This window comes from Grimontia sp. NTOU-MAR1, from assembly GCF_035758505.1.
GTDB classification, from domain to species: domain Bacteria; phylum Pseudomonadota; class Gammaproteobacteria; order Enterobacterales; family Vibrionaceae; genus Enterovibrio; species Enterovibrio marinus.
The window spans coordinates 34,625-57,102 of the sequence record NZ_CP142108.1; the positions used below are offsets into that span (position 1 = coordinate 34,625).

The window sequence follows — 22,478 nt, forward strand, 5'->3', positions numbered from 1 at the left end:
CCTTGGAGTGGGCTCCAAGGTTTACACTGAATATGAACTTTGGTTAAGGAGATAAACCTATGTGCCATTCATGCCATTCAGTGAAATGCCAAAACCCAGTGCAACACAACACTAAACCGGAATCTAAGCTGGATACTTGTTGTGCGTCAACATCGCTAAGCGAATCGAGTTGCTCAACAACGGAAATAACAGACGGAGACGCAGACGACCCTGCGTCCCAAGGCTGTTGCAGCAGCAAATCATGCAACAGCCAACCTCAAGAAGCAGTCACCTCTGACGAGCCAAAACCGCCAGAAAATAGCTTGCAGTGGCGCGTGACCAAGATGGATTGCCCAAGCTGTGCCAACAAGCTAGAGACAGCGCTGAAAGGCATAAGTGGTGTCGAATCCGCACAAGTACGTTTTGCTACCGAAAAACTCATCGTTTCCCTTAACCAAGCTGACAGCGACGCGCTGAAAACAACGATAGAAGCCAAGGCTGCTAAAACCGGTTTCCCCTTACTCAGCCTGACAGAAAGCAAATCTACGGAAACAGAGTCAGGTTGGTTGGCCACTTTCAAAAAAGATGGATTGCTAATCTCGCTTATTGCCGTGATGGCATTTGCAGCACTGCTGTCGAAGTGGTTGCCGGAGGCTGGTTCAGCCCTGTTCACTCTGGCAACAGTACTCGGCCTGGTGCCGATTGTAAAAAAAGCCATTACTCTTGGCCGCTCCGGTTCTCCATTCTCGATTGAGACCCTGATGTCAATTGCAGCGTTTGGCGCCCTGTATCTTGGCGAAACGGTTGAAGCCGCTATGGTATTGGTACTGTTCCTGATTGGCGAGCGGCTGGAAGGCTATGCATCCGCCAAAGCGAGAGCGGGTATTCAGGCGCTAATGGCTTTGGTACCGGAGTCTGTGACGCGAGTGCATGAAGACGGCACTAAAGAGATGGTGTCAGTGTCATCGCTGCAACCGGGGCATGCCATCGAAATTGCACCAGGTGGAAGACTGCCTGCAGATGCAACGCTGAAAAACGACATTGCTGCTTTTGATATGAGTGCTTTGACGGGTGAATCTATTCCCGTTGAAAAACAAAAAGGTGACAAAGTCCTCGCAGGTTCACTGGCCGTCGATCGTCTGGTTTCACTGGAGGTGGTCTCAAAACAAGGCGAGAGCGCCATCGACCGCATTTTGAATTTGATTGAAGATGCCGAATCACGTCGTGCGCCTGTAGAACGTTTTATCGACAGGTTCAGCCGTTGGTATACACCACTGATGATCGTGCTCGCTGCGCTGGTGGTTGTCATTCCGCCAATGATGTTCGGTGAAAGCTGGGATACCTGGATTTACCGCGGTTTGGCTCTGTTGTTGATTGCTTGTCCTTGTGCTTTGGTGATTTCCACACCTGCCGCGATGACATCGGGACTCGCCACGGCAGCAAGGCACGGCGCACTTATCAAAGGCGGTGCTGCGTTGGAAGCCTTGAGTAAAGTGGAATGGGTAGCTTTTGATAAAACTGGCACCCTGACAGAAGGTAAACCGGTTGTCACCAATGTACTTAGCTGGGAAAGCGACAAAAATGTGCTGCTGGCCCAAGCAGCAGCGGTGGAGCAAGGCTCTCATCACCCATTGGCAAAAGCCGTTATAGAAGCGGCTAACGAAAAAGGGTTAGCCAAGCTGTCGGCAGACAATGTTCTTGCTACGGCAGGTAAAGGCATATCCGGCGACGTGGGTGGCGCGCATGTGGAAGTCTTGGCGCTCGATAAGCTGGATGAAAAGTATGAAATAAGCGCAGAGCGACAAAGAGCTGCACAAGAAATTGCTGATCAAGGCAAAACGGTTGCGATTGTGTTTGTCGATGGTGTTGCAAGCGGTGCGTTGGCTTGGCGCGATGAATTGAGAACAACCGCCAAAGCGACAGTGAATGAACTGAACAACGCAGGTGTACGCTCTGTGATGCTAACCGGGGACAACCCTCACGCTGCTGCCGGATTGGCTGGAAGCTTGAACATGGAGTTCAGGGCTGGATTGATGCCAGAAGGCAAAGTCGATGCGATTCGTGAAATTGCGTTGAAACACCGCGTGGCGATGGTAGGGGATGGCATTAATGATGCACCTGCCATGAAATCAGCAACAATCGGTATTGCGATGGGTGGCGGTACAGATGTGGCGCTGGAAACTGCCGACATTGCGCTCAGTCAGAACCGTATTGAGCAGATCCCAACGGTGATTGCTTTGTCGCGTGCCACGATGCGTAACGTACGTCAAAATGTAGCGCTGGCTGTGGGTCTGAAAGCTGTTTTTCTTGTCACCAGTGTGCTCGGTTTCACGGGGCTTTGGGTCGCGGTCTTAGCTGACAGCGGGGCTACGGCTATTGTGACACTTAACGCGCTGAGGCTTCTTCGTTTTAAAAACCGAGTGATAGAAGAAAAACCACAAAAAGACCCTGATGAAAAAATAGCGTCATTACATGCAAGATAAGTGATTAATATCACTTATTTGTGAAATTCAATGAAATTATTGTCTTTTAAAAGTGAACTGAATCACTTTAAATTCCTCTGTGATTGGTATGGTGGGAGCCTAAAGAGCAGCTCCCGCCGAGAGGGGCTCGTATTCTACATTTGATAAATTGACCGATAATAGTCAGTGTTTTAGGAGCCAATAATGACCGAGCAAACCGTATTCCACCTGGGCGTTAACCTATCTGATCTTGAGGGTGCAACCATGGCGATTATCCCGGGTGATCCGGCGCGCGTGGAGAAAATCGCAGCCCTGATGGATTCACCAAAGTTCTTGGCCAGTCACCGCGAGTACACTCTGTTTCTGGGAAAACTCGATGGCCAATCGGTGGTAGTTTGTTCAACGGGTATTGGCGGTCCTTCAACGTCGATTGCCGTTGAAGAGTTGGCTCAACTGGGTGTTCGGACCTTCCTACGCGTTGGCACCACAGGGGCGATTCAGCCGCATATAAATGTGGGTGACATCATCGTAACAACTGGCTCTGTTCGCCTTGATGGTGCAAGCCTACACTTTGCGCCGATGGAATTCCCTGCAGTGCCAGACTTTGACGTGACCACGGCTATGAAACAGGCAGCGGAAGAGTCTGGTGCAGCGGTTCACACTGGTGTGACTGCATCAAGCGACACCTTCTATCCAGGTCAGGAACGTTATGACACCTTCAGTGGTCGTGTTACACGCAGATTCCAGGGTTCCATGGATGAGTGGCAAGCCATGGGTGTGCTTAACTTTGAAATGGAATCAGCGACGCTGCTAACAATGTGTGCAAGCTCCGGCCTGAAAGCAGGCTGTGTGGCGGGTGTTATCGTCAATCGTACTCAGAAAGAGATCCCGAACGCAGAAACTATGGCAGCGACTGAAGCGCGTTCTATCAAAGTGGTTGTGGAATCAGCACGTAAACTGCTGAATGCATAAACGCTGATTCGGTAGAATACAAAAAGAAAGCCGACGCAAAATGCGTCGGCTTTTTATTTTGGGATCAACAGATGCCAGGGAATCAGTCAAACAGGCCTTTGTCGTGACCGCCAGCGCGAAGGAACCACTCATAAAGATGGGTTTTGAGATCGCCAAGTTGGTCAGGGCCAATCAGAGCGAGACCCAAATCTGTCGCACGGGTAATATCATGGTGTCTAAGTGGGCGGAAGCTCACCAGCATGGCGCGCGCTTGCAGGCCACCAAGCAGGTCGCGAATTGATTCCAGCTTATACAGAGTATCATCGCCATCGCTCGACATCCCTTTGGTCTTACATTCAATGATGTGAAGCTTATTATTCACCACAGTCGCGACATCAAGTTCGTTGCGGACTTCTTTTTCGCCAATCTGACGGTAAACCTGCACGCCCAGAGACAAATCCTGAATTGTCAGCAGTTCGCGCCTAATCTCTTCAACAATATGGTGAACATACCATTCCAGCCACTCACCGTTTGCGAATCGACGGGCAGCTTCACTTGAAAATGTCAGCACACCGTTTTGGTAAGTTGATAGGCCTGCATCGGTCAGGTCATCAATCAGCATGCCTAGCTCGCGATAGCCCTGTTGCTTATCGCTTAGCTCAACATCCAGTTTTTGTTCTTTACGACAGGTGGTCGCCAGATAGTTTAGGGTTGCTAAGCCGGGGCCCAACTCATAAGCATTGCTCGCCCATTTATGGCCGACGGATTCAATGGTCGTGTCCAACACAGTGCGAATATCATCATCCGGTAGCTCACAGCGCGCGCCGAAAATGGTCAGGTAATCACTGATGTTAATGTGGTCTTCCACTTGCTCTTGCGTCTGGCCATAAGGGTAAAGCCAGCAAAGCTCGTCGCTAAAAGGCTCAATCACATAAATCGGCCACTGGTAGGTGCGGAAAATTTCGTAAGCGGTCAAAAGGCGGTGACGCAACCCACAACTGGCATTAAAAAATACTTCGGGCCCTTCATCTTTCAAACGGCTCGCAAGCTCTTCAATCTTGCCTTTGATAAGAGGGATATTGATATCTGAAGGGATCAGGAAAAACTCAGTTTCGAAACCTTTTGGGGTAAGAACCTGATTCAACTGCTCATACTGCGGACGCTGACACTCTATACCAATAAAAATGACTTTTTCGGCCTTGAACTTTCGGTGCAGCAAGGCAGTGACCAATCGGACGGGGTCTTGGTCAATAATACCGACATGTGTGGCCATATATTCTCCATTAGGACACAGTAACGACGTTGGCTCGCACTTATCCTTCGTTGTTCCTGAATACAATATCCGGGCATTGAGCGGAATATTCAAGTAGTTAGCCCCTACATTCTTATGAAAAGTACGGTTGCATTTCGCACACATAAGACAATAAGAATAAAAATTCCCACGATTAGTCCTCATTTCCTAATCTTAAAAGTGTCATTTGTGTCAGTAAGGAGATGGAATCTCATGAAATTCTGTCTCATTGAGTCTCAATATTGATCGAGTAATGAAACTAGCTTGGTAGATGTAGGACACTGCTCATCTGGCTAGTTAAACTCCGTGCAAGATAGTTAAATACATGGATTCGCATGAAAAAATGCGAACGTAAGTTGGGAAAGAATTATGATTGGTCATGAGTTCGATGTCGGTTTTAACGTCGACAAGGTGGATGGACAAGCTTACTTGGTTGGTGATGATACACGAATTTTCAGTCTTCGTGCGGGCATGCAAATTGCGGCTAATCAGGTCGTATTAACAAATGAAAACAGCTCGGTTGTTGTTAGCAACGAAGGCCAGCGTTTTGTCTTTGACAGTCAATGTGCCTCCTGTTTAGTCCCTCTCAGTGATAACGAATTCGAACAGCACTCGGCCAACCACAATGTGACTTTCAATGGCGAAGCGTTGAATTCAGATATTCCGATCGATATTGATATCGCTCAGTTGCAACAGCTCATCGTAGAAGGTGTTGACCCGACAGAAGCCTTTGAAGAAACGGCAGCAGGTGCGGGCGCTGACTCAGCCAATGCGGGTTTTATCGTGATTGATTACGGATACGCCGCCACATTGACCGAAGCTGGTTTTGATACAGCAGGCCCGCTTGGTGCGTTGAATGATAACCGAGACTTTCTCGGTGGTGATGACGGAGGTCCGCTCCCTAACATTGATGCCGTAGGCGGTCAGAGTGCATTACTGTCTGTCACCGAAGGTAATCTCGGGAGCAGCTCATATGGTGCACCAGACACCACCAGTTTTGTGATTGAAGCAGGCACACAAGCACTGCTCCCAGGCTCGCTACAAATCGCACCCGGAGATCTTGCCGCTTTTGAAGCAGAGCTAGCACAAATTACGGCTAATGGTGAAGCCGTTGTCTTTACCCGTCAGACAAGTGTGGTTGGAAGTGGAACCGCTACCTTCACCCTGACTGGCACTGTCGACGGAGAAGTTGTTGTTGAACTGGCGGTTGTCGCAACACAAAGTGGTAACAGCCTCAACATCAATGCCACGCTGACGCAGAATGGACCCCTCGATCACACCACAGGTTCCGGTACCTACGTCAATATTGATGGCGACAGAATATCGATTAACCTGCCCCTTCAAGTGGCAGATACTGGTGGTGACCTAATGCAGAGCCCAGCGCAACTAACGCTGGAAAGTAATGATGGTGCAGCGCCAGCGAGAGGTGAAGCGACTGTCGAACTGACAGAACTAGCAGCATCAGGGGTAGACAATACTGCCTCCACCACTGATGGTGTCGACTTGGGTAGTGACAGCATTGTCAGCGTGAACTTTGACGCGGCAGCAGCAGAAGCTCAGTTTGCAGGTATTACCAGCCATGGCTCACCTACTGTAGTTGATACTTCGGTTCCTGGCGTAATCACCCTGTACACCGATAATGGCGGCACGCCAGAGAAAGTCCTAGAGATTTCGCTCAAACCTTCTGAAACGCCGGGAGAGCCTGCTGAATACTCCGTCACTCAATATCATCCGTTTGACCAACATGCCGACAGTGACGGTGACGGAGACGATAATAGTACCACCTTCACCGTCCCATTTACGGTGACTGATGCGGATGGTGATATCAGTGGAGAATCTGAGGTTTCGTTTAAGCTGATCGACGGTGAGGTGGCACAGGGTGGTGATCGCAAAGGATTGGACGACAAACCGCTCGAACTGATTTCGATACAAGAGCAAAACACCCCGATGGATGCGTCAATGTCGAACTCGCAATCGGGCACAGTGACAATAGACGCAGCGACCGACCGTCTCGATCCGACCACGGTAGCGTTAGCGGAACTCGATGATCTGAAATCTGAGCTTGAAGAGCTAAAGAACAATGACGGTGACAATGTAGACAGTGTCATGGTGACGACCACGACCGATGCCAACGGTAATCCGACCCACGTTATCACCGCCAGCATCAATGGTGTCTCAGTATTAGCCATTGAGATCGCTGCCAAGCAAGGTGCCGATGGTCTTGGCATTGAACTGGATTCCAAGATCACCCAGTACCAACCTCTTATCCATCCTAAGGATCCCGCGACAGAAAATACTGAAGGTAAAGTCACCGCAGATGGTGAACAAATCATGATCAAAGTGCCTGTCCAAGTTGCAGACACAGATGGCGATTTGTTGGTCGACCCGACAGACCCTAATAAAGAAGCCCCACGTGTGATCAATTTTGTTGTTAATGATGATGATTCGGCTATTTATACGCTGAGTACAGCCGAAGCTGTTCGAGTGGATGAGAGTGGTATTGATGACGGAGATAGTGCGCATCAAGGGTCAAAGGCGAGTGGTACGTTAAATATCGATACAAAAGATGATGGTGGGCAAGATTTATCCCTAAAAGCTGACAAGTCCAGCGGCGATGAAATAACAGGGTATGGGCTTAAGTCTGACTATGTAACATTCAGTGATGGCTCACCTGTCCGGGCGGTTTTTAGCAGTCCTGGTAGTGGTAGCAGTGAAAATGGAAAACCAGTCTTCTTAAAAAAAGACCCCGACAGTGCTTCTGAGCCAATGACTTACATTGGTGTTGCCGACGATGGGGCAGGCAACGAGCGTAAGGTTTTCTCAATCGATATTTACCAAGATGGTCGCTTTGAATTTACTTTGCTGTCGGCAGTTGTACACCCGGAAGGCGATGGACAAAATGAGATAACATTCAACCTGAAAGGATTTGCGGTTGATGCTGATGGCGACGAAACAGGGCTGATTAATATACCAATCATTGTGACCGACGATGTTCCGCGTACTCAAGGAAATCTTTCATTAGACCTTGATAACGACGAAACCGGTGCGCTGACTGCGACGGTTGATGTGTTTTCGTTAACTAACTCAACCTCAGTACCGGGTATTGACGATTTGTCGGGTGCAGATGCCTCCACCTTTATCACTCGTATTTATGATGGTACCAAATGGATTGACGACATTTCGCCGACGACAGCGACGACGGTTGATATCTTTTCGTCGACTGGCGTTAAGCTTGGTACAGTAAAAATCGACCCTGGGAGTGAGCCGATTGGGAACATTGTGTTCACAATGGATCCGGGCTTGGCAAACCCTCGGGACCTAGAAGATCAAGTTTTCCAATATGAAGTGAGAGACTTTGACGGCGACACTGCTACCGGGCAAATTACGCTCGGCCTGATTGACCAAACACCAACTTTGACAATTGCACCTGGTACATCCGGTGTTATCACTGGAACAGAGGACCAAGGCCAGAAAGACACCAATACCGAATCAACCGGTGTCAACGGTTCGGCGGGTGTTCCAATCAACATGCAGCTAAACATTGGCGACAATGATTTGGGAGAAACGTTGGAAGAAGGCGGTCGCTTGGTGTTGAACGGTGAAGTCACGCTCACCACCCGTGACGAGGCAGGCGACATTGGCGGCACCTTCTACTTCAACGGTGTCGAGATCGTGGCAGATGCAGATGGAAATATCGTTTTGAATTCTGACATGTTCGAAGCAGCAAGCACAGACGAGCCAATCATCTTCAACCTCTCCGGTGTCACCTTTGTGCCGGATCCGGACTACTCTTCCTACGACGGCAGCGACATCATCCAGTTTGATGTTGAGTTAGACGTAAACAGCCATACGCCGGTTAAATCAGCAACCCCAATGGAAATTACCGTGCAAGGTGTGGCCGATGTGCCGACACTCAGCCTGATTGGTGAGGCGGCAGACGGCGTGTATGAAGTTGATGAAGATCACCAACGCTTTGGTGTGAACGACTTTACGCTTGAAGACCTGTTTAAAGGTGCGCTGCAAGATACTGACGGCTCTGAAACCTTGAGTTATGAATTCACTCTGACGCCGGATATGGGGGAACTGCTGGGTGGTGGTAGTGCTCTCACGGGTAGCAATGGTTCCTACGTATTGACAGACCCATCCCGTCTTGGTGAGGTGCGTTTTGTGCCAGACGCGGATTTCAGTGGTGATATCACTCTGACGGTGAAAGCCATATCCACTGAGTCTTCGCCTCATAGTGTCGAAGAAGCCTCAACAGAAACATCTCTTATTCTGCGAGTCGAACCTAAGGCAGATGACGCCCGTTTGACGGTGCAACGCGTATTTGGCAACGAAGATGCGGGTAATCCGACGCCGGAGATTGCTGAAGGCGGCGCTATTTCGCTGGCTGGCAAGATTTCTCTCACCGGCACGGATGATGATGGTTCTGAAACACTGTTTGTTCGTATCTTCGATTTGCCAGCCGGTGCAGTGCTTCAGTTAAATGAGGGCGGCACCATCACCACGCTGACAGATACAAGCCGAGTGTCAGTGGATGATATCGATAAACTGGAAATTATCCCACCGGTTCACAGCAACGAAAACTTCACCATTAAGGTAGAAGGTATCGTGGTGGACAGTGCAACGAACACTGGAAATGATGAGCGAATAATCTCAGCAACGTCGCTGGATGTGATTATTACTGGTGTCGCTGATACACCGGAGTTCAGTGTTGAAAACCCAGGTACGGGAGCAGGCCAATGGCAAGTGGATGACACCACGGGTAATGTGTCGACGACGGTACCTGAAGACGGTGTTAACGGTGATGGCCTCGTCGCTATCGACTTCAATGTGGTTTCAGGAGAGAAAGCGGAAGCACCAACAGATGCCTCCGAAAGCCTCTCACTGATCATCATAGACCCGCCAGAGGGCGCCAGCTTTGTGATCAAGAATGATGATGGCTCACTGACGGAAATGGAATTGGCCTTCGCGGGTTGGGAAACCAATGATGCGGACATGTCGGTCCCAAGGTATACCATTGATTTAGCAGTCATTAAAGAGCAAGACGTCTACGTCAAGCTACCCCCACACTCGACAGAAGATATTCAAATCAACACCCGCCTGATTGCTACGGAAAACGATGGCGATGCCAAATCGGTAGATAGAGTGATTGAAGTGAAAATCGATCCGCCCGTGATTGATGCGGCTGCTACCTACACCAACAACGAATCATCAGGGCTCGAAGATCAATGGATTAACATCGTTTGGCAACCAGACCTCACCATTGAAGATGCGCCGGACTCTACTGCACTGGGTGTGGTAGAGGAAGTAGTGGGAGCGACGATTTCAGGCTTTGCAGGCACCGATAGCGTGCAGTTGGTGAAAGGCAGTGACGTGATCACCCTGACACCGGTTGGTGGTGAAATCACCCTGACTGAAGCACAAATTGCCGATGGTTACCAACTGCAGGTTAAACGTGCAGAACACAGTGATGTGGATCTGACACTCACTACCGAAGTTACTGTCCGTCAGGATGACTTCGAAGGCGGAAGTCAGGCAGAGAAAACCGTAACGGGTGTCGTGAATGTCAATGTTATCGCCACTGTGGAAACCGAAGGCGTCGAGCTACAATTGCTGCAAGGCACATCGCCAGTCACAGAAATCACGACGGATAGCGATGGCCGAATTGATCTGACTGATGGCTTAAACTTCGTCCACCCAGATGATTCCAGTAATGAATCCGTTATACGCATCGTTATCACGGATCTTGCTGAAGGCTTCTATGTGGAAAATGGTATCGCTGATGGAGAGGACGGTTGGATAATCAGTGATCCAAACAACTTCAGTATCATTGCCCCACCAAACAGCTCAGGCCAAACGACCTTTACCATCACCGCCATGGTGCAAGATGCGGGTGATGCGGGTGAGGGTGATGCGAGTGCAATGAGGCCGATATCAACTTCAGTGATCACGCTGAACTACACAAACAACAACACTGATTTTGAGCCGGCTCACCAGATTGTCGCGCCTACTAGCCCAGTTGTTATTGAAGGTGACGAAGATAACCCAATCTCATTGGAAGCACTGGGAAATGCGATTTCCTACCCAACAGGGACTTCTGATGATGTGGAATTTGACCAAATCACTGTTGTCATCAATGGCGCTGATGTGCCAGCAGGCGCCGTGATTTCTGGTGCGCAGTACCACATTGATAATGACACTTACGTGTTTGAAGTACCGGGAAGACAAGAGGGAGGTGCGCCATATCCGAGCGGCATCGATCTCTCTGGCCTCTCTATCACTGCGCCGACCGATTTCGCTGGCGAACTCAATATTCCACTCACTTTCGTAAGTGTCGATACCCAAAGTGGCGATACAGAAACCACCGATGTTTCCGTACAACTCAACGTGAAACCGCTGGCGGACGTACCGCCGCCAGTGGGTGCAGAGCAGCCAAGCGACAGCGCCAGCGTTCTTGAGTTCACACTCAGTGTGAACGGTACCTCAGGTTTGAATGATCAAGTTCCGCCGCAGCCACTTGAGCCGGGAGACACCGAAGGGTCTTATCCGGGACAGGCGCTGGAAGACGGTTTGATTTCGCTGAATCTGTCAGCTTCTTTAGCTGACACCGATAGCGCCAATGGTGAAGAGAAAGTTAGTGCCGCTGTGCTGACCGTACCGGCCTCTTCAGGAGTGTTTGTGCGGGATGACGGTACAGAAACGACCTCTATTACATTGACAGGTGCGGAGTTGAGCGATATCAGCTTCAAACCAGCAGAAGATTTCAGTGGCGTCGTAGAAATTGCCGCGCAATTGACTATCACAGACACTGCTACCACAGGCACAGACAGCCGCGATGTCAACACCACGCTGTCGTTTGAAGTAACGCCTGTGAATGATGAAGTCACCTTCACGAAAGATGGCACTCAAGTGGTAGAAGGCGAGGTGGTTGAAATCGAGGGCACTGAAGATCAGTCTGATGGTATTTCGCTGGCGGATCTGGGCGCATCTTTTAACGATCTGGATGGTTCGGAGACGCTTTCATCCATCTCGATCTCCAATGTGCCAGAGGGTTTCACTCTTTCGTCTCCAGCCAACAATGCAGGGGGCGGTGTATGGATAATTGCGGGAAGCAACATCGCCGATTCGTCCTCCTTGTCCGAACTAAAAATCATTGCTCCGGACGACTTCAGTGGTGATGTTGACCTTTCGATGACTGTCTACACCAAAGAAGCCGGTGCCAATTTTGTGGTAGGGCAAAGTCAGGATATTTCAATGACTATTGACCCAGTGGGCGATGGCGCGAATGTGTTTATTACGGACTCTGCTTCCACCGAGGAAGACACGGAAGTCGATCTGGATATCGAAATCAGCGCCAAAGATGACCGCGATAGCGTAATAGGCGGCGCAGGCGTTGATGAAAACGCACCGGAAACCTTGCTCATTACGGTCACTGGCGTGCCGGAAGGCGGTCAGCTCGTTCTGCCTGATGGCGTCACAGGCACAGTGACACCAGAAACTTCTGACGGCGGCAATGTGGTCATCGCAGTGGCAGCTACAGAACTGAACGATTTATCCTTTGTACCCCCACAGAATGCCAATGGCAGCTTCACACTGGATCTGGCGATTCAGACAGTCGATAACGATGCGGTCTCAGTCGATGTTGTGAATAAGCAAATAACCGTTAATGTCAGCGCGGTGAATGACGAGCCAGTCAACATCCTGTCTGACAGCTACGCCGCGGAAGAAGACACCGTGCTGACAATCACTGACCTCAAGGTAGAAGACGTCGATGTTCGCGAAGGTACGGGCAATATCAATGTTGAACTCGTGGTAGGTGCAGGCAACATACTAACTCTGACGGGTGACACCACAGGTGTTACGGTCACAGGTGATGGCACCAACAAACTGGTACTCGAGGGGAACATTGATATTATCAACGCACTTCTGGGTGCAGGCGTGGAATACCGATTCGCGGGTGAAAATACTTCAGGTGACGACACCCTGACCATGAAAACGTCTGATCTCAACAACTCAGTGGGTGAGCAGGGTACTGGCGGCAAGAAATTCGATACAGATACCGTTGCCATTGTGGTTGCACCGAAATCCGATTTACCGGAACTCACTGCAGCGCCACAATTGGCATCTATGCGCGCAGCAACAGGTGCGCTGGTTCCACTGCTCGGCTTAATGACTTCGCTTGTTGACCCAATTGACAACGAGTTCAGCCTTACCTTCAGCGGTATGGGTACAGCGGCAGAAATCGTGGATGCGTCCGGCACACCAGTTGGCACCAATAACGGTGACGGTACCTGGACCTTCAACCAAACAGAGTTGGAAACCCTGACTCTGAGCGACCTCAACATTCGCTTCAGTGCTCAGCCTCTAGGTGATATCACGGTGACTGCGTTGTCTGACGTCGGTGATAGCGATCCACAACAAGCCACGTTGACCATCAGCACCAATGTGGTGGACACCGCAACCACAGGTGAACTGAATACCACTCCTGCTGACAGCAATGCGGATAACCTGGTGGTTGATGGCGTTTCCAACACTGAAGTTCATGGCGGTGCAGGTGATGACATTGTGGTCGGTGGCCTTGGTGAAGACATTCTTGTTGGCGGCGCAGGCAACGATGAAATGTGGGGCGGCCAAATCGGCGGCACTGGAGACGGCGTCAAAGATACCTTCAAATGGCAATCAGGCGACTTCGGCACCGCAGCTGCCGTAGCGACAGATACCATCAAAGATTTCCAATCAGGTATTGATGTTATCGACATCTCTGATGCATTCGATGCTACAGGTATCGTCACCTTTACGGATTTGGCAAACCGACTGGATATCCAGACCGTAGATGGTAATACTCGCATTCAGGTTCTCGACGATACCAGCCAGCCAATCCAGAATATCATTGTGGAAGGTGTCACTCTCAATGATCTCTTGGGTATGGACGCAACAGGACTCACACAAGATGAAATCCTCGAATCCATGATGATGGCAGGCCAATTAGTGGTGCTTGACCCAACCACCACCCAATTCGGCACCGAAGCGGATGAAACCCTTACCGCAGATGACGATGGCGAGCGTATTTACGCAGGGGATGGTGATGACACCGTCACAGGCGGCTTGGGTGACGACATTCTGGTTGGCGGCTTAGGTGAAGACATCTTGAGCGGCGGTGATGGCGCAGATATTCTTGTTGGCGGGGAAGGCAGCGACATGCTTTCCGGTGGCGCAGGAAACGATACCATGACAGGTGGTGCGGGGGATGACACCTACACCTGGGCAGAATCAGATATCGACGTGGCGACGCTGACAGTGGACACCATTACTGACTTCGATGTCGGTACAGAAACCACAGGCGACAAGCTGGATATCTCAGCGCTGCTGCCAGATGCTGTCGATAGCTCATCAACCATCGAGCAACTGCTGGACTACATCCGTCCGGAAGCTGGTACTGATGGCAGCCTGACACTCCATATCTCGCAAACTGCTGGCGGTATGGAATCGCAGGATATTTCGTTGGATTCTGTCGGCCTTAGCGATCTTGGCCTTGCAGATGGTGCAACCACCACGCAAATCCTGTCGGAGCTGGTTCAACTTCAAACGCTCAAGCTCGATTAAGCGCATTAACCGAGACAACAGCGTTTAATTATTGAAGCAAATACAAAAAGCACTGCAATAAGCGGTGCTTTTTTATGTCGGAAAGCTGGAACTTGATGTAAGTTTTAGGTTCTATTGACCGAGTCATTCAATAACTAAAGAAAACAACAATGAAAACTCTTTACGCCCACAGGGGGATGTCAGCCATAGCCCCTGAAAACACACTGGCTGCTTTTTCACTTTGCGCGGAGCACGGCTTGAAATGGGTCGAGTGCGACGTCGATATCCTCGCCGATGGCACCATTGTGCTTTGCCATGACGATACCCTCGACCGCTGCACAGATCATTCAGGCAGTCTTTACGATTTCACCCGCGAAGATCTGGAAGACATTGACGCCGGAAGCTGGTTTGGCGATGAGTTTATCGGTGAGAAGCTGCCAACCTTTGACCAGTTCATCACACTGATGAACATACTCAAGCTCAACGCTAATATTGAAATCAAAGCTTGCACCAACAGCTGGGAAAACACCGAGAAGCTCATCAGCGGCGTGATTGAAGGTATGAAAAACCTCAACAAAGAAGCAAACGTGCTCATTTCCTGCTTCAACCCACTGGTATTGGCTGAATTCAAACGCCGTTGTCCAGAGGTGCCAGTTGCTTGCCTGTTCGATACGGAGATGCCGGGTGATTGGCTCGCCATCATGCAGGCATGTCAATCCGACACTATTCATGTTTCAGATGAAGGGCTGACGAAGGATAAAGTCCAAGAATTCAAAGACTTTGGCTTAGAAGTGAACGTGTACACAGTGAACAGCCTGATGCGTGCCAATCAGCTCTTTAACTGGGGCGTCGACGGTGTATTCACCGACATCGGCCACCAATTCCCGTCGCGATACCGCAACGGCTAAAACCCCACACCTAGTGATAGGTATAACAAATTGAATCTATAAACATCAACGATTATACCTATCGCTTCTCCCGTCATAAGATATCCCCATAGACATTAAGGTGACGCACCATTTGCGAAAGCCAATACAAAAGGGGATAGGGTTATGACAAGCATTAATATCGGCATTCAAGAACAAGACAGAATTGAAATTGCAGAAGGGCTGAAACGCCTATTGGCGGACTCATACACCCTATACCTGCAAACTCACAACTTCCATTGGAATGTGACGGGTAAACAATTCCGCGAATTGCACCTGCTGTTTGAAGAGCACTACAACGCACTGGCGCTGGCAGTTGATGAAATTGCAGAGCGAATTCGCACCCTTGGTGTTGCTGCACCGGGTACTTATAAAGCGTTTGCTGAACTGAGCGCGATTCAGGAAGTGGAAGGTGTACCAAGCGCTGACGAGATGGTGGATATCCTCACCAAAGGTCACGAGCAAGTGGTACGCACCGCAAGAAGCGTATTGAAAGTAGCACAAGACGCAGACGACGAATCTTCCGCATCATTGGTTTCAGACCGTATGCGCGAGCACGAGAAAACCGCCTGGATGCTCCGCGCCATGCGTGAAAACAGCTAAGCTGCAAAGAGCAAAAGTAAGCAATGTACTGTAAGACAAAAGACCGCCGGGAGGCGGTCTTTGATTTAAAAGGACATATATGTCCTCTTTTCCTCTTAAAATCCCATCCACCATTCTCATCAAGTGGTGGATGGTAAGTATATCAATACTTTAAATTTAGATTACAGCGGCATTTGGTTATAAAGTTCCATCACAGTAATTTCGCCACGCAAGAACTGGCGCGCTATATCTGGAGCTTGGTTCAAGTAATGTGCCGTAGGGCTCAATTTGAACTGTATCGATATTTTTTTATGCGGTTCAATTGATAAAGCCTCTAAGTCTTCATCAACCTTATTAACGAAAGCTTGTTGCTCTTTAAGTGACATAGGTCCATCACCTAAACCGTCTAGTTCGGCATTAGATGAAAGTGTCTCTATTGATGCTGTTTCAACGCTAGATGATGAACTAAGTGTTTCGATCGAAGCTGTCTCGATACTCGATGAAGAACTGCTAGCGATAGATGAAGACAAACTATTTATAGAAGAAACAGAGTTAGTTCTTGGTAAAATATTTGTTCTCCCAATTGGCTGATAGGGGATTCGTGGCATGGCAGCACGAGTCGCTATTCTTGAAATGCTCATTGATGCCCCAGCAAAAGAGGGGGCACTAAAAATAGCACTTAGCCACATAAATGGGTCACTGACGAATTCTTTGGTTGGTCTATTAAAAAATGCGTTAAATCTTTGACTAGGCGTCGGTGGTGCACTTGCTTGGACGAAAGCATAGCGGGAGTTATTGTTATCGCTACCCGAAACTGGCATTCTCGGCTCGTCATTATATTCACAATCAGATAGAAGAAGATTGGTTCTCCTGATGACGTCTTCCTCCGAGGTGCCGGGTTCTGCTGATGCATGAACTATTTCATGAGTAATAAGACGCTGAAGTGTAAATTCACTTTCAAGTTGATTTATATTTAGGTATGGCATTCCCAGTTCTAATAAATTAATCTGGATCCACTTTTCCTGAAAGTCGACAAAACTGCCTTTTTCGTCCTGTAATGTGGTCAAGTTAATAGTGTAATGATTATTTCCATCTTCTAGGAAACGTCTTACATCTTCGTCAACTCGGTTAACCGCAAGTTTTCTTAATACATCATAAGCTAGTGATAAAATCTCGTATTCATTACTAGAACCATTTTTTATCTTATTTACTGAAACCCCTGGAGCGAATTGCATACCTTCTTTTTTGTCAATGACTTTAAAGATGGTTCGAGTATCAACTATAGGTAAGTATGCTTCAAGCAGGTATTCATCCGGACACTTAACTGACCATAAATTATATTGACTATCATCTATTTCAGTATAGTCAATACCATACTTTGTCTCATTATTTAAATTTATTAATGAGTGAAATCCGATATTTAGCGTCTTATCTTCCCCTTCGAGAGATATAAATCTCTGTTGATTGGGGTGAACACAAATTGGAGTAACTTTTTGCAAGTTATGCGAATCTTCAAATACATTTTGAGCTAGACTTCCTTGGCAAAAAAATGCAAGCGGTAATAATGAAAATAATGGTTTTTTGTTTTTCATAATTTTCCTAATGTGCTGAAGTTAATTTCTATCTATTAATTATGTTTATATGAATGTGAAATTTTTATTGTGAGGAGGGAGAACTATATTAATAGCGACTCTTTCAATAAAGTTCAGTCTCCGTTATATGTTTTACTATATAGATATGCATAGATATATATGCATTTATGTATGTTAAAGCATGCATCTATGCCTAGTAAAGATGTTCTTTTGATCAGATAGAGACTTTGGTGAATATTTGAACGATAAAGGAGGGGAAGTAGAGAAGGGCAGGGACGATATTGACGTGATTTTTCCGGATTTCCTCTTGTTGTCCAGTCCCTAAAACAGGTTGGCTCTATACCCAAACAGCCTTAGCCCTGCATCTTCGGTCTGTTTGGTATAGAAAAGACTGTCATTTAACAGCCCGTTCTTATCTAGGCGAGAGTTTATACCGTCTCAGCGGAAGATTTTACCTGAAGACGGTTACGGCTATCACGGCTTTGGCGAATCAAGTCATCTCCGGCAACTGTGGTGCCAGACTTAGCTATACGGTCGTACAACACAACGTTTACCGTTGCGGCCAGGTTCATGCAGCCTACTGTCGGGACATATACAACGTGATCGGCTCTGTCTGCAATGGATTGATGCAATGAGTGATCTTCAGGCCCGAAAACATAAATGGCTTTCTCGGGGTGTTCAAACTCAGGAAGGGGCGTGGCGCCCAGTGCAAGTTCCACGCACACCACTTTCATGTCTGATGGGAGGTTATCAAACATGCTGTCGACATTCGTCAGCGGAATGCTCTCCATCGCATCCTGGGTGTCGGTATAGAACCTTGCTGCGCGGTCATATCGCTCACCTGTATAGAGGACGCTGTCTGCTTGGTAGCATCCGGCTGCACGCATCACGCCTCCCACATTGGTTGGGCTTTTGGGGTTAATGAGACCAATGATTACGTGTGGTTCTGTCATGAAATGTATCTCTCTGTGCGAGCTTCTACTACAGGCAAAGTCTGGAAGGGCTGCATTCTAGCAAATATTGCAGGCGGGTAGTGAAGCCCATATCGCATCGTTATCCGACAAAGTTGTAAGGATAGGGCGATTTCCTATGATTAATGAGTTATCACTAAATAACCGAAAGGAGCGGTGAGATGATCCAAGTGTTGGCCATCGACCACATAGTATTGCGAACGACCAAGCTAAATGAAATGCTTAGATTTTATTCTGACGTACTGGGTTGCGTGGTAGAACGCGAAACTCCGCCGGAAACGGGATTAACCCAATTACGGGCGGGCAATGCTTTAGTTGACATTGTCCTGGTGGAGAGCCAGCTGGGTAAGCTTGGCGGTGGCGCGCCGACACAATCAGAGCGTAATGTGGATCATTTCTGCCTTCAGATTAAAGCCGCGAGTGAACAAAGTATCCTTGAGTACCTCGACGCACATGGAATTACCCATGAGGATTTTGCCCGTCGATATGGCGCACAAGGATATGGCAATTCCATCTACCTAGAAGACCCGGAAGGCAATGTGGTGGAGCTAAGATGCCGGGTAGAGCAAGTTTAAATTCGCCGCGCCGATAGCGCTTCAGCGATAACTTCCATGACGGTAAGATGCGGAACTGATGGGCCGCCTACACACCCAAATACTTCGTATTCCTCGCTATATCTTTTCTCCCTAGGCATGTTGCCCCCGCTTCACCCTCACTGAGGGGAGACCATACATTGGGCGATCTGGATTTGGTGATAAATGCCCTCAGGCTGACAGGAACGGTATCGCCCAATACGGATAGCATGGCGGGTTACTTATTCCGTCCGGCAGGTACTAATGGGTCAAAAGACTTTGTAGGGTACGGCTTTATTCCTATCTATATCAACCAATGCGTGAACGTTTCACAAAGAGTAAACGTAATAATAATACCGCGCTAAAAAGCATCCCATCACCAGAAGAGCAATCGCTATATGGGTACTTTACAGCAACGCTAACCTTGGAAGGTAACGGGGCCGCCAATCTGATTGTTATAGAGCCGGACGGAACGGAAGTGGGCCTTGGAAATCCATCTAGCACGAGCGGAGAGTTGGTTGCGGATGGGGACTTTTTAGTAAAAAGCCCCTCTACTATCATGCCTCTTGCGATACTGAAGAGCTACAAACAGGCACCTACCAAATTGCGGTTTCTAATTATACCTTGGCAAAAGAAAGCACTGTCACTGTTCAGGTGGCAACTTGGGACGAAGGTGTTCTTGGCACCACTTCTATCAAGCTTGAGAGCGACCCAACAGGAGATTTTCCATCTGACTATTTGTTTGATGTGAATATTTCCAAAAATGAGGACACCAACAAATACACGGCGACGATAAGCCGAGCCAAACAGCCTGATTAATCATAAATTCTTGCATTGATGCAGCATATCCAAGCTTGGCTGATAAGCCCCAGTTGATACTGATGCCATTCCGAGCAATGTGTGGAACAGATTGTCCTGCGAGTAGAGGGTGTCTTTGGCGTTCTCCTTCAAGCAGGTTTGACTGACATCGTGGCCGTGTTGAAACGAGGGTGACATCCAAAAAATCATCGGGACGGATTTTTGCTCTTCCGGTGCAATGTCATAGGGCAGTCCGTGCAGATAGATACCGTCTTCACCTAGTGACTCACCATGATCGGATAAATACAACATGGCGGTTTGATGGGAGTTGTCATATTTATCCAAAATATCAATCACCTGACTGAGCACGTAATCGGTATAAACAATGGTGTTGTCGTAGGTGTTCAGCACCTGCTGACGGCTGCAGTTTTGAATATCTGCCGTGTCACAGGTCGGTGTGAAGACGCGGAATTCAGGCGGATAACGCTCAAAGTAGGTTGGGCCGTGACTGCCAATCAAGTGTAAGACAATCACTGTGTCTCCCTTGGCATTTTTCACTCTGTCGGCGAGGCCATTGAGCAACACGCTGTCATAGCAACTACCATGAGCGCAATCTTCTTTAAAGGATTTGGGATCAATGCTCAGGTGTTCAATGCGATCGCAAACCCCTTTGCATCCGCAATCGTTATCAATCCAACTGACATTCACCTTCGCGTGTTTTAACACATCCAAAACGCCTTCCTGATGTCTGGCTGTGGTTGCGTTGTATGTGTCATGGGTCATGATGGAAAACATGCAGGGTACCGATACCGCCGTGGCGGTTCCGCATGAGGTCACATGCTGAAAACTGATCACGTTTTCTTTTGATAGCCTCGGATTGGTATTTCTTTCATAACCATTGAGCGAGAAGTTCATAGAGCGTGATGTTTCGCCCACGACCAGCACAATCACATTGGGTGTGCCGGTGTTTCGGGTGTCTTTGGCATCGGTCCCGAGTGTCTGGAAAGGGATGTCTTTCTCATAGAGTCGATACTTGGCATACCGGAATGACGCACTGAGGTAATTAGTCGGGTTGATCAGCGCTTTGATTTCACTGTTGTTCCTGACAAGCGCAGCATAGTCTTTGTAATAGAGCGAGGCGATAACGCCAGTGGCACCGATGGCGAAAATAAGCATTACCAGCTTTTGAAGCAGCAGTGACTTGACTGATGCGGGGAAGCGCACTTTTGCTTTGGCGACGACAAAGGTGGGAATGACAAACAGACACAACAGCCAGAAGATCAGCGAGAAGGAAAGGTAACTGGTTGCTTCGCTTTGGTTGGTCTCGAAGACGTTAACAATCATGCTGTAGTTGAAATACTGCCCATACGAGACCATGGCGTATGAGGCGAGCGTGGAAAAGAGGAGCAGCGCAATCAACAAGGGTTTGTATATCCACGGCCAAATCAGCAAGGCAAACAGCGCAAAGCACAGCATGGTGATGAGAACAGGAATGGAGAAGAGAAAGCCTGAATCGGGATGAGTGCTGAGATTCAATATGCTGACTAAATGCCGCCAAAGCGCGATATTTTGCGCTGACGCAAAGAAGAGTGCGACGATCAGCGTGAAGAGAAAGAGAGGGATCTGGCGCTTCATACGGGTACCAAAATGAGAGGCAAGTCACATAGGTGGCTATTCTTGCACAGTCACGGTCCAAATGTAAGTGAGCGCTACTTCCAAGGTAATGTCGACAGGCGTTCTTTACGTAGTAAAACACAAACCGATATGCAGGCAGATCGTTCTGCTTCCGGGCTGCTTAATAGAGCAACAGTATTGGCATACGGCAGGACATATTCCGGCAATAGGCGAACGAATGCACCACTATTCAACTGAGGTTAGACATCCCAATCTAAGCGCATACTCATCTCTAACCCTGCGATAGCCCATTCTCTGAGCACCCGGTCTTTATTACTCGCCAGCGTTGGGCTCACTCTTACCATTTCACGCTCGTCACTTTGGGTATGGGTAAAGTTCCACAGAAGCAGGAAGTCCCGCCCGTTTTATCTCAGCGCACGCGTTTGTTTTGTGACTACCAATTGCAATCCGTTGATATTGTTGAATTTCAGCATACAAGCGAGATGAAAATCACGGAGATAGGCCGCGTTATCACAGGAGAATTACCGGGCAGAACAAATGCCAGTACTATCAAGGTGTTTGACAGCTCTGGCACTGCGGTGCAAGACCTTTTTGTGGCGTCTAGGTTGCTTGACCTCAGTAATGCGAATACTCAGCATTACTGGGTAAAAACGCTTTATTGTACAGTGCCCGTCTCTTCACGGGCACGTATTTATTTCACCTGTTCGCCATAGGTTTTTAAGCGGCCTTTGTTCATCACGAATGTCGATTCCATTTGATCAGAAAAAGTCTCGAACTCTGCTTTGTTCAACGCGTCTCCAACCTGAATAATGCCGACCATTGCCATAATGGCGTGAGGTGTGCATTGATAAACGTAGAGCCCCTCTTTATCGAAAGTGGCGGTAACCGATTTTCCTATCGCACCTTTCCAGCCAGCACTTCCTTCTGGCGTAAACACAGATTCGGCGTTGTGGCCCATGTCAGAAGGAACGAACGTGACAGTGTCTCCCGCGTTAATTTTTAAATAAGCGGGCGAGAACACCATGACCCCTTCGGGGCCACCATTGAGCATTTTAACCTTGTGTTCAGCAGTGGCGCCGAAGACGGGAAATAGCAACGTTAATAGAAGAGTCAGTTTTTTCACTGTCAATAACC

13 protein-coding genes are annotated in these 22,478 nt (G+C 48.5%); 8 read left to right on the forward strand and 5 right to left on the reverse strand.

Annotated features, from left to right (window positions below):
* Window positions 1-59 precede the first annotated feature (59 nt).
* Window positions 60-2,462: a zinc/cadmium/mercury/lead-transporting ATPase gene (locus tag VP504_RS00280; RefSeq protein WP_325892383.1), complete on the forward strand. Its 2,403-nt coding sequence runs from the start codon at window positions 60-62 to the stop codon at window positions 2,460-2,462.
* A gap of 183 nt (window positions 2,463-2,645) precedes the next feature.
* Window positions 2,646-3,413, forward strand: a complete 768-nt coding sequence (gene udp, locus VP504_RS00285; protein ID WP_325892385.1) for a uridine phosphorylase — start codon at window positions 2,646-2,648, stop codon at window positions 3,411-3,413.
* An 82-nt stretch (window positions 3,414-3,495) separates the two neighbouring features.
* On the opposite strand, the gene VP504_RS00290 is transcribed toward udp, so the two are convergent.
* Window positions 3,496-4,665, reverse strand: coding sequence for a Card1-like endonuclease domain-containing protein (locus tag VP504_RS00290; RefSeq protein ID WP_325892387.1), 1,170 nt, complete (start codon window positions 4,663-4,665; stop codon window positions 3,496-3,498).
* A 387-nt stretch (window positions 4,666-5,052) separates the two neighbouring features.
* Between VP504_RS00290 and VP504_RS00295 the strand changes: the two genes are divergently transcribed.
* The 3 genes from VP504_RS00295 (at window position 5,053) to VP504_RS00305 (ending at window position 15,797) form a co-directional block, all read left to right on the forward strand.
* Entirely contained in the window at window positions 5,053-14,289 is a 9,237-nt protein-coding gene (locus tag VP504_RS00295; RefSeq protein WP_325892388.1) for a retention module-containing protein, read from the forward strand.
* 149 nt (window positions 14,290-14,438) lie between these two features.
* On the forward strand, window positions 14,439-15,176 hold the full coding sequence (locus tag VP504_RS00300; RefSeq protein ID WP_325892389.1) for a glycerophosphoryl diester phosphodiesterase: 738 nt from the start codon (window positions 14,439-14,441) through the stop codon (window positions 15,174-15,176).
* Window positions 15,177-15,320: 144 nt separating this feature from the next.
* A complete protein-coding gene (locus VP504_RS00305) occupies window positions 15,321-15,797 on the forward strand; it encodes a Dps family protein (RefSeq protein ID WP_325892390.1) in 477 nt (158 codons plus the stop codon).
* A 161-nt stretch (window positions 15,798-15,958) separates the two neighbouring features.
* Here VP504_RS00305 and VP504_RS00310 read toward each other — a convergent pair whose 3' ends face one another.
* On the reverse strand, window positions 15,959-17,368 hold the full coding sequence (locus VP504_RS00310) for a hypothetical protein (RefSeq protein WP_325892391.1): 1,410 nt from the start codon (window positions 17,366-17,368) through the stop codon (window positions 15,959-15,961).
* Window positions 17,369-17,796: 428 nt separating this feature from the next.
* Entirely contained in the window at window positions 17,797-18,321 is a 525-nt protein-coding gene (locus VP504_RS00315) for an RNA methyltransferase (RefSeq protein WP_325892392.1), read from the reverse strand.
* A 179-nt stretch (window positions 18,322-18,500) separates the two neighbouring features.
* Between VP504_RS00315 and VP504_RS00320 the strand changes: the two genes are divergently transcribed.
* Both VP504_RS00320 and VP504_RS00325 read left to right on the forward strand, forming a co-directional pair.
* The gene (locus VP504_RS00320) at window positions 18,501-18,914 is read left to right on the forward strand and encodes a VOC family protein (RefSeq protein ID WP_325892394.1); all 414 of its coding nucleotides are present in this window, start codon (window positions 18,501-18,503) and stop codon (window positions 18,912-18,914) included.
* A 621-nt stretch (window positions 18,915-19,535) separates the two neighbouring features.
* Complete coding sequence (locus tag VP504_RS00325) at window positions 19,536-19,730, forward strand: hypothetical protein (protein ID WP_325892395.1); 195 nt, start codon at window positions 19,536-19,538, stop codon at window positions 19,728-19,730.
* On the opposite strand, the gene VP504_RS00330 is transcribed toward VP504_RS00325, so the two are convergent.
* Window positions 19,731-21,344 (reverse strand): phosphoethanolamine transferase, encoded by a 1,614-nt coding sequence (locus VP504_RS00330; protein ID WP_325892396.1) that lies wholly within the window; start codon window positions 21,342-21,344, stop codon window positions 19,731-19,733.
* Window positions 21,345-21,709: 365 nt separating this feature from the next.
* Between VP504_RS00330 and VP504_RS00335 the strand changes: the two genes are divergently transcribed.
* Window positions 21,710-22,057: a hypothetical protein gene (locus VP504_RS00335; protein ID WP_325892397.1), complete on the forward strand. Its 348-nt coding sequence runs from the start codon at window positions 21,710-21,712 to the stop codon at window positions 22,055-22,057.
* Here VP504_RS00335 and VP504_RS00340 read toward each other — a convergent pair.
* On the reverse strand, window positions 22,036-22,467 hold the full coding sequence (locus tag VP504_RS00340; protein WP_325892398.1) for a pseudoazurin: 432 nt from the start codon (window positions 22,465-22,467) through the stop codon (window positions 22,036-22,038). The genes VP504_RS00335 and VP504_RS00340 overlap by 22 nt on opposite strands.
* Between the last annotated feature and the right edge of the window lie 11 nt (window positions 22,468-22,478).

Bases quoted from the DNA above. Each gene is read 5' to 3' on its own strand.
- VP504_RS00280 (WP_325892383.1), top strand. From the start codon at position 60: ATGTGCCATTCATGCCATTCAGTGAAATGCCAAAACCCAGTGCAACAC.
- udp (WP_325892385.1), top strand. From the start codon at position 2,646: ATGACCGAGCAAACCGTATTCCACCTGGGCGTTAACCTATCTGATCTT.
- VP504_RS00290 (WP_325892387.1), bottom strand. From the start codon at position 4,665: ATGGCCACACATGTCGGTATTATTGACCAAGACCCCGTCCGATTGGTC.
- VP504_RS00295 (WP_325892388.1), top strand. From the start codon at position 5,053: ATGATTGGTCATGAGTTCGATGTCGGTTTTAACGTCGACAAGGTGGAT.
- VP504_RS00300 (WP_325892389.1), top strand. From the start codon at position 14,439: ATGAAAACTCTTTACGCCCACAGGGGGATGTCAGCCATAGCCCCTGAA.
- VP504_RS00305 (WP_325892390.1), top strand. From the start codon at position 15,321: ATGACAAGCATTAATATCGGCATTCAAGAACAAGACAGAATTGAAATT.
- VP504_RS00310 (WP_325892391.1), bottom strand. From the start codon at position 17,368: ATGAAAAACAAAAAACCATTATTTTCATTATTACCGCTTGCATTTTTT.
- VP504_RS00315 (WP_325892392.1), bottom strand. From the start codon at position 18,321: ATGACAGAACCACACGTAATCATTGGTCTCATTAACCCCAAAAGCCCA.
- VP504_RS00320 (WP_325892394.1), top strand. From the start codon at position 18,501: ATGATCCAAGTGTTGGCCATCGACCACATAGTATTGCGAACGACCAAG.
- VP504_RS00330 (WP_325892396.1), bottom strand. From the start codon at position 21,344: ATGAAGCGCCAGATCCCTCTCTTTCTCTTCACGCTGATCGTCGCACTC.
- VP504_RS00335 (WP_325892397.1), top strand. From the start codon at position 21,710: ATGGGTAAAGTTCCACAGAAGCAGGAAGTCCCGCCCGTTTTATCTCAG.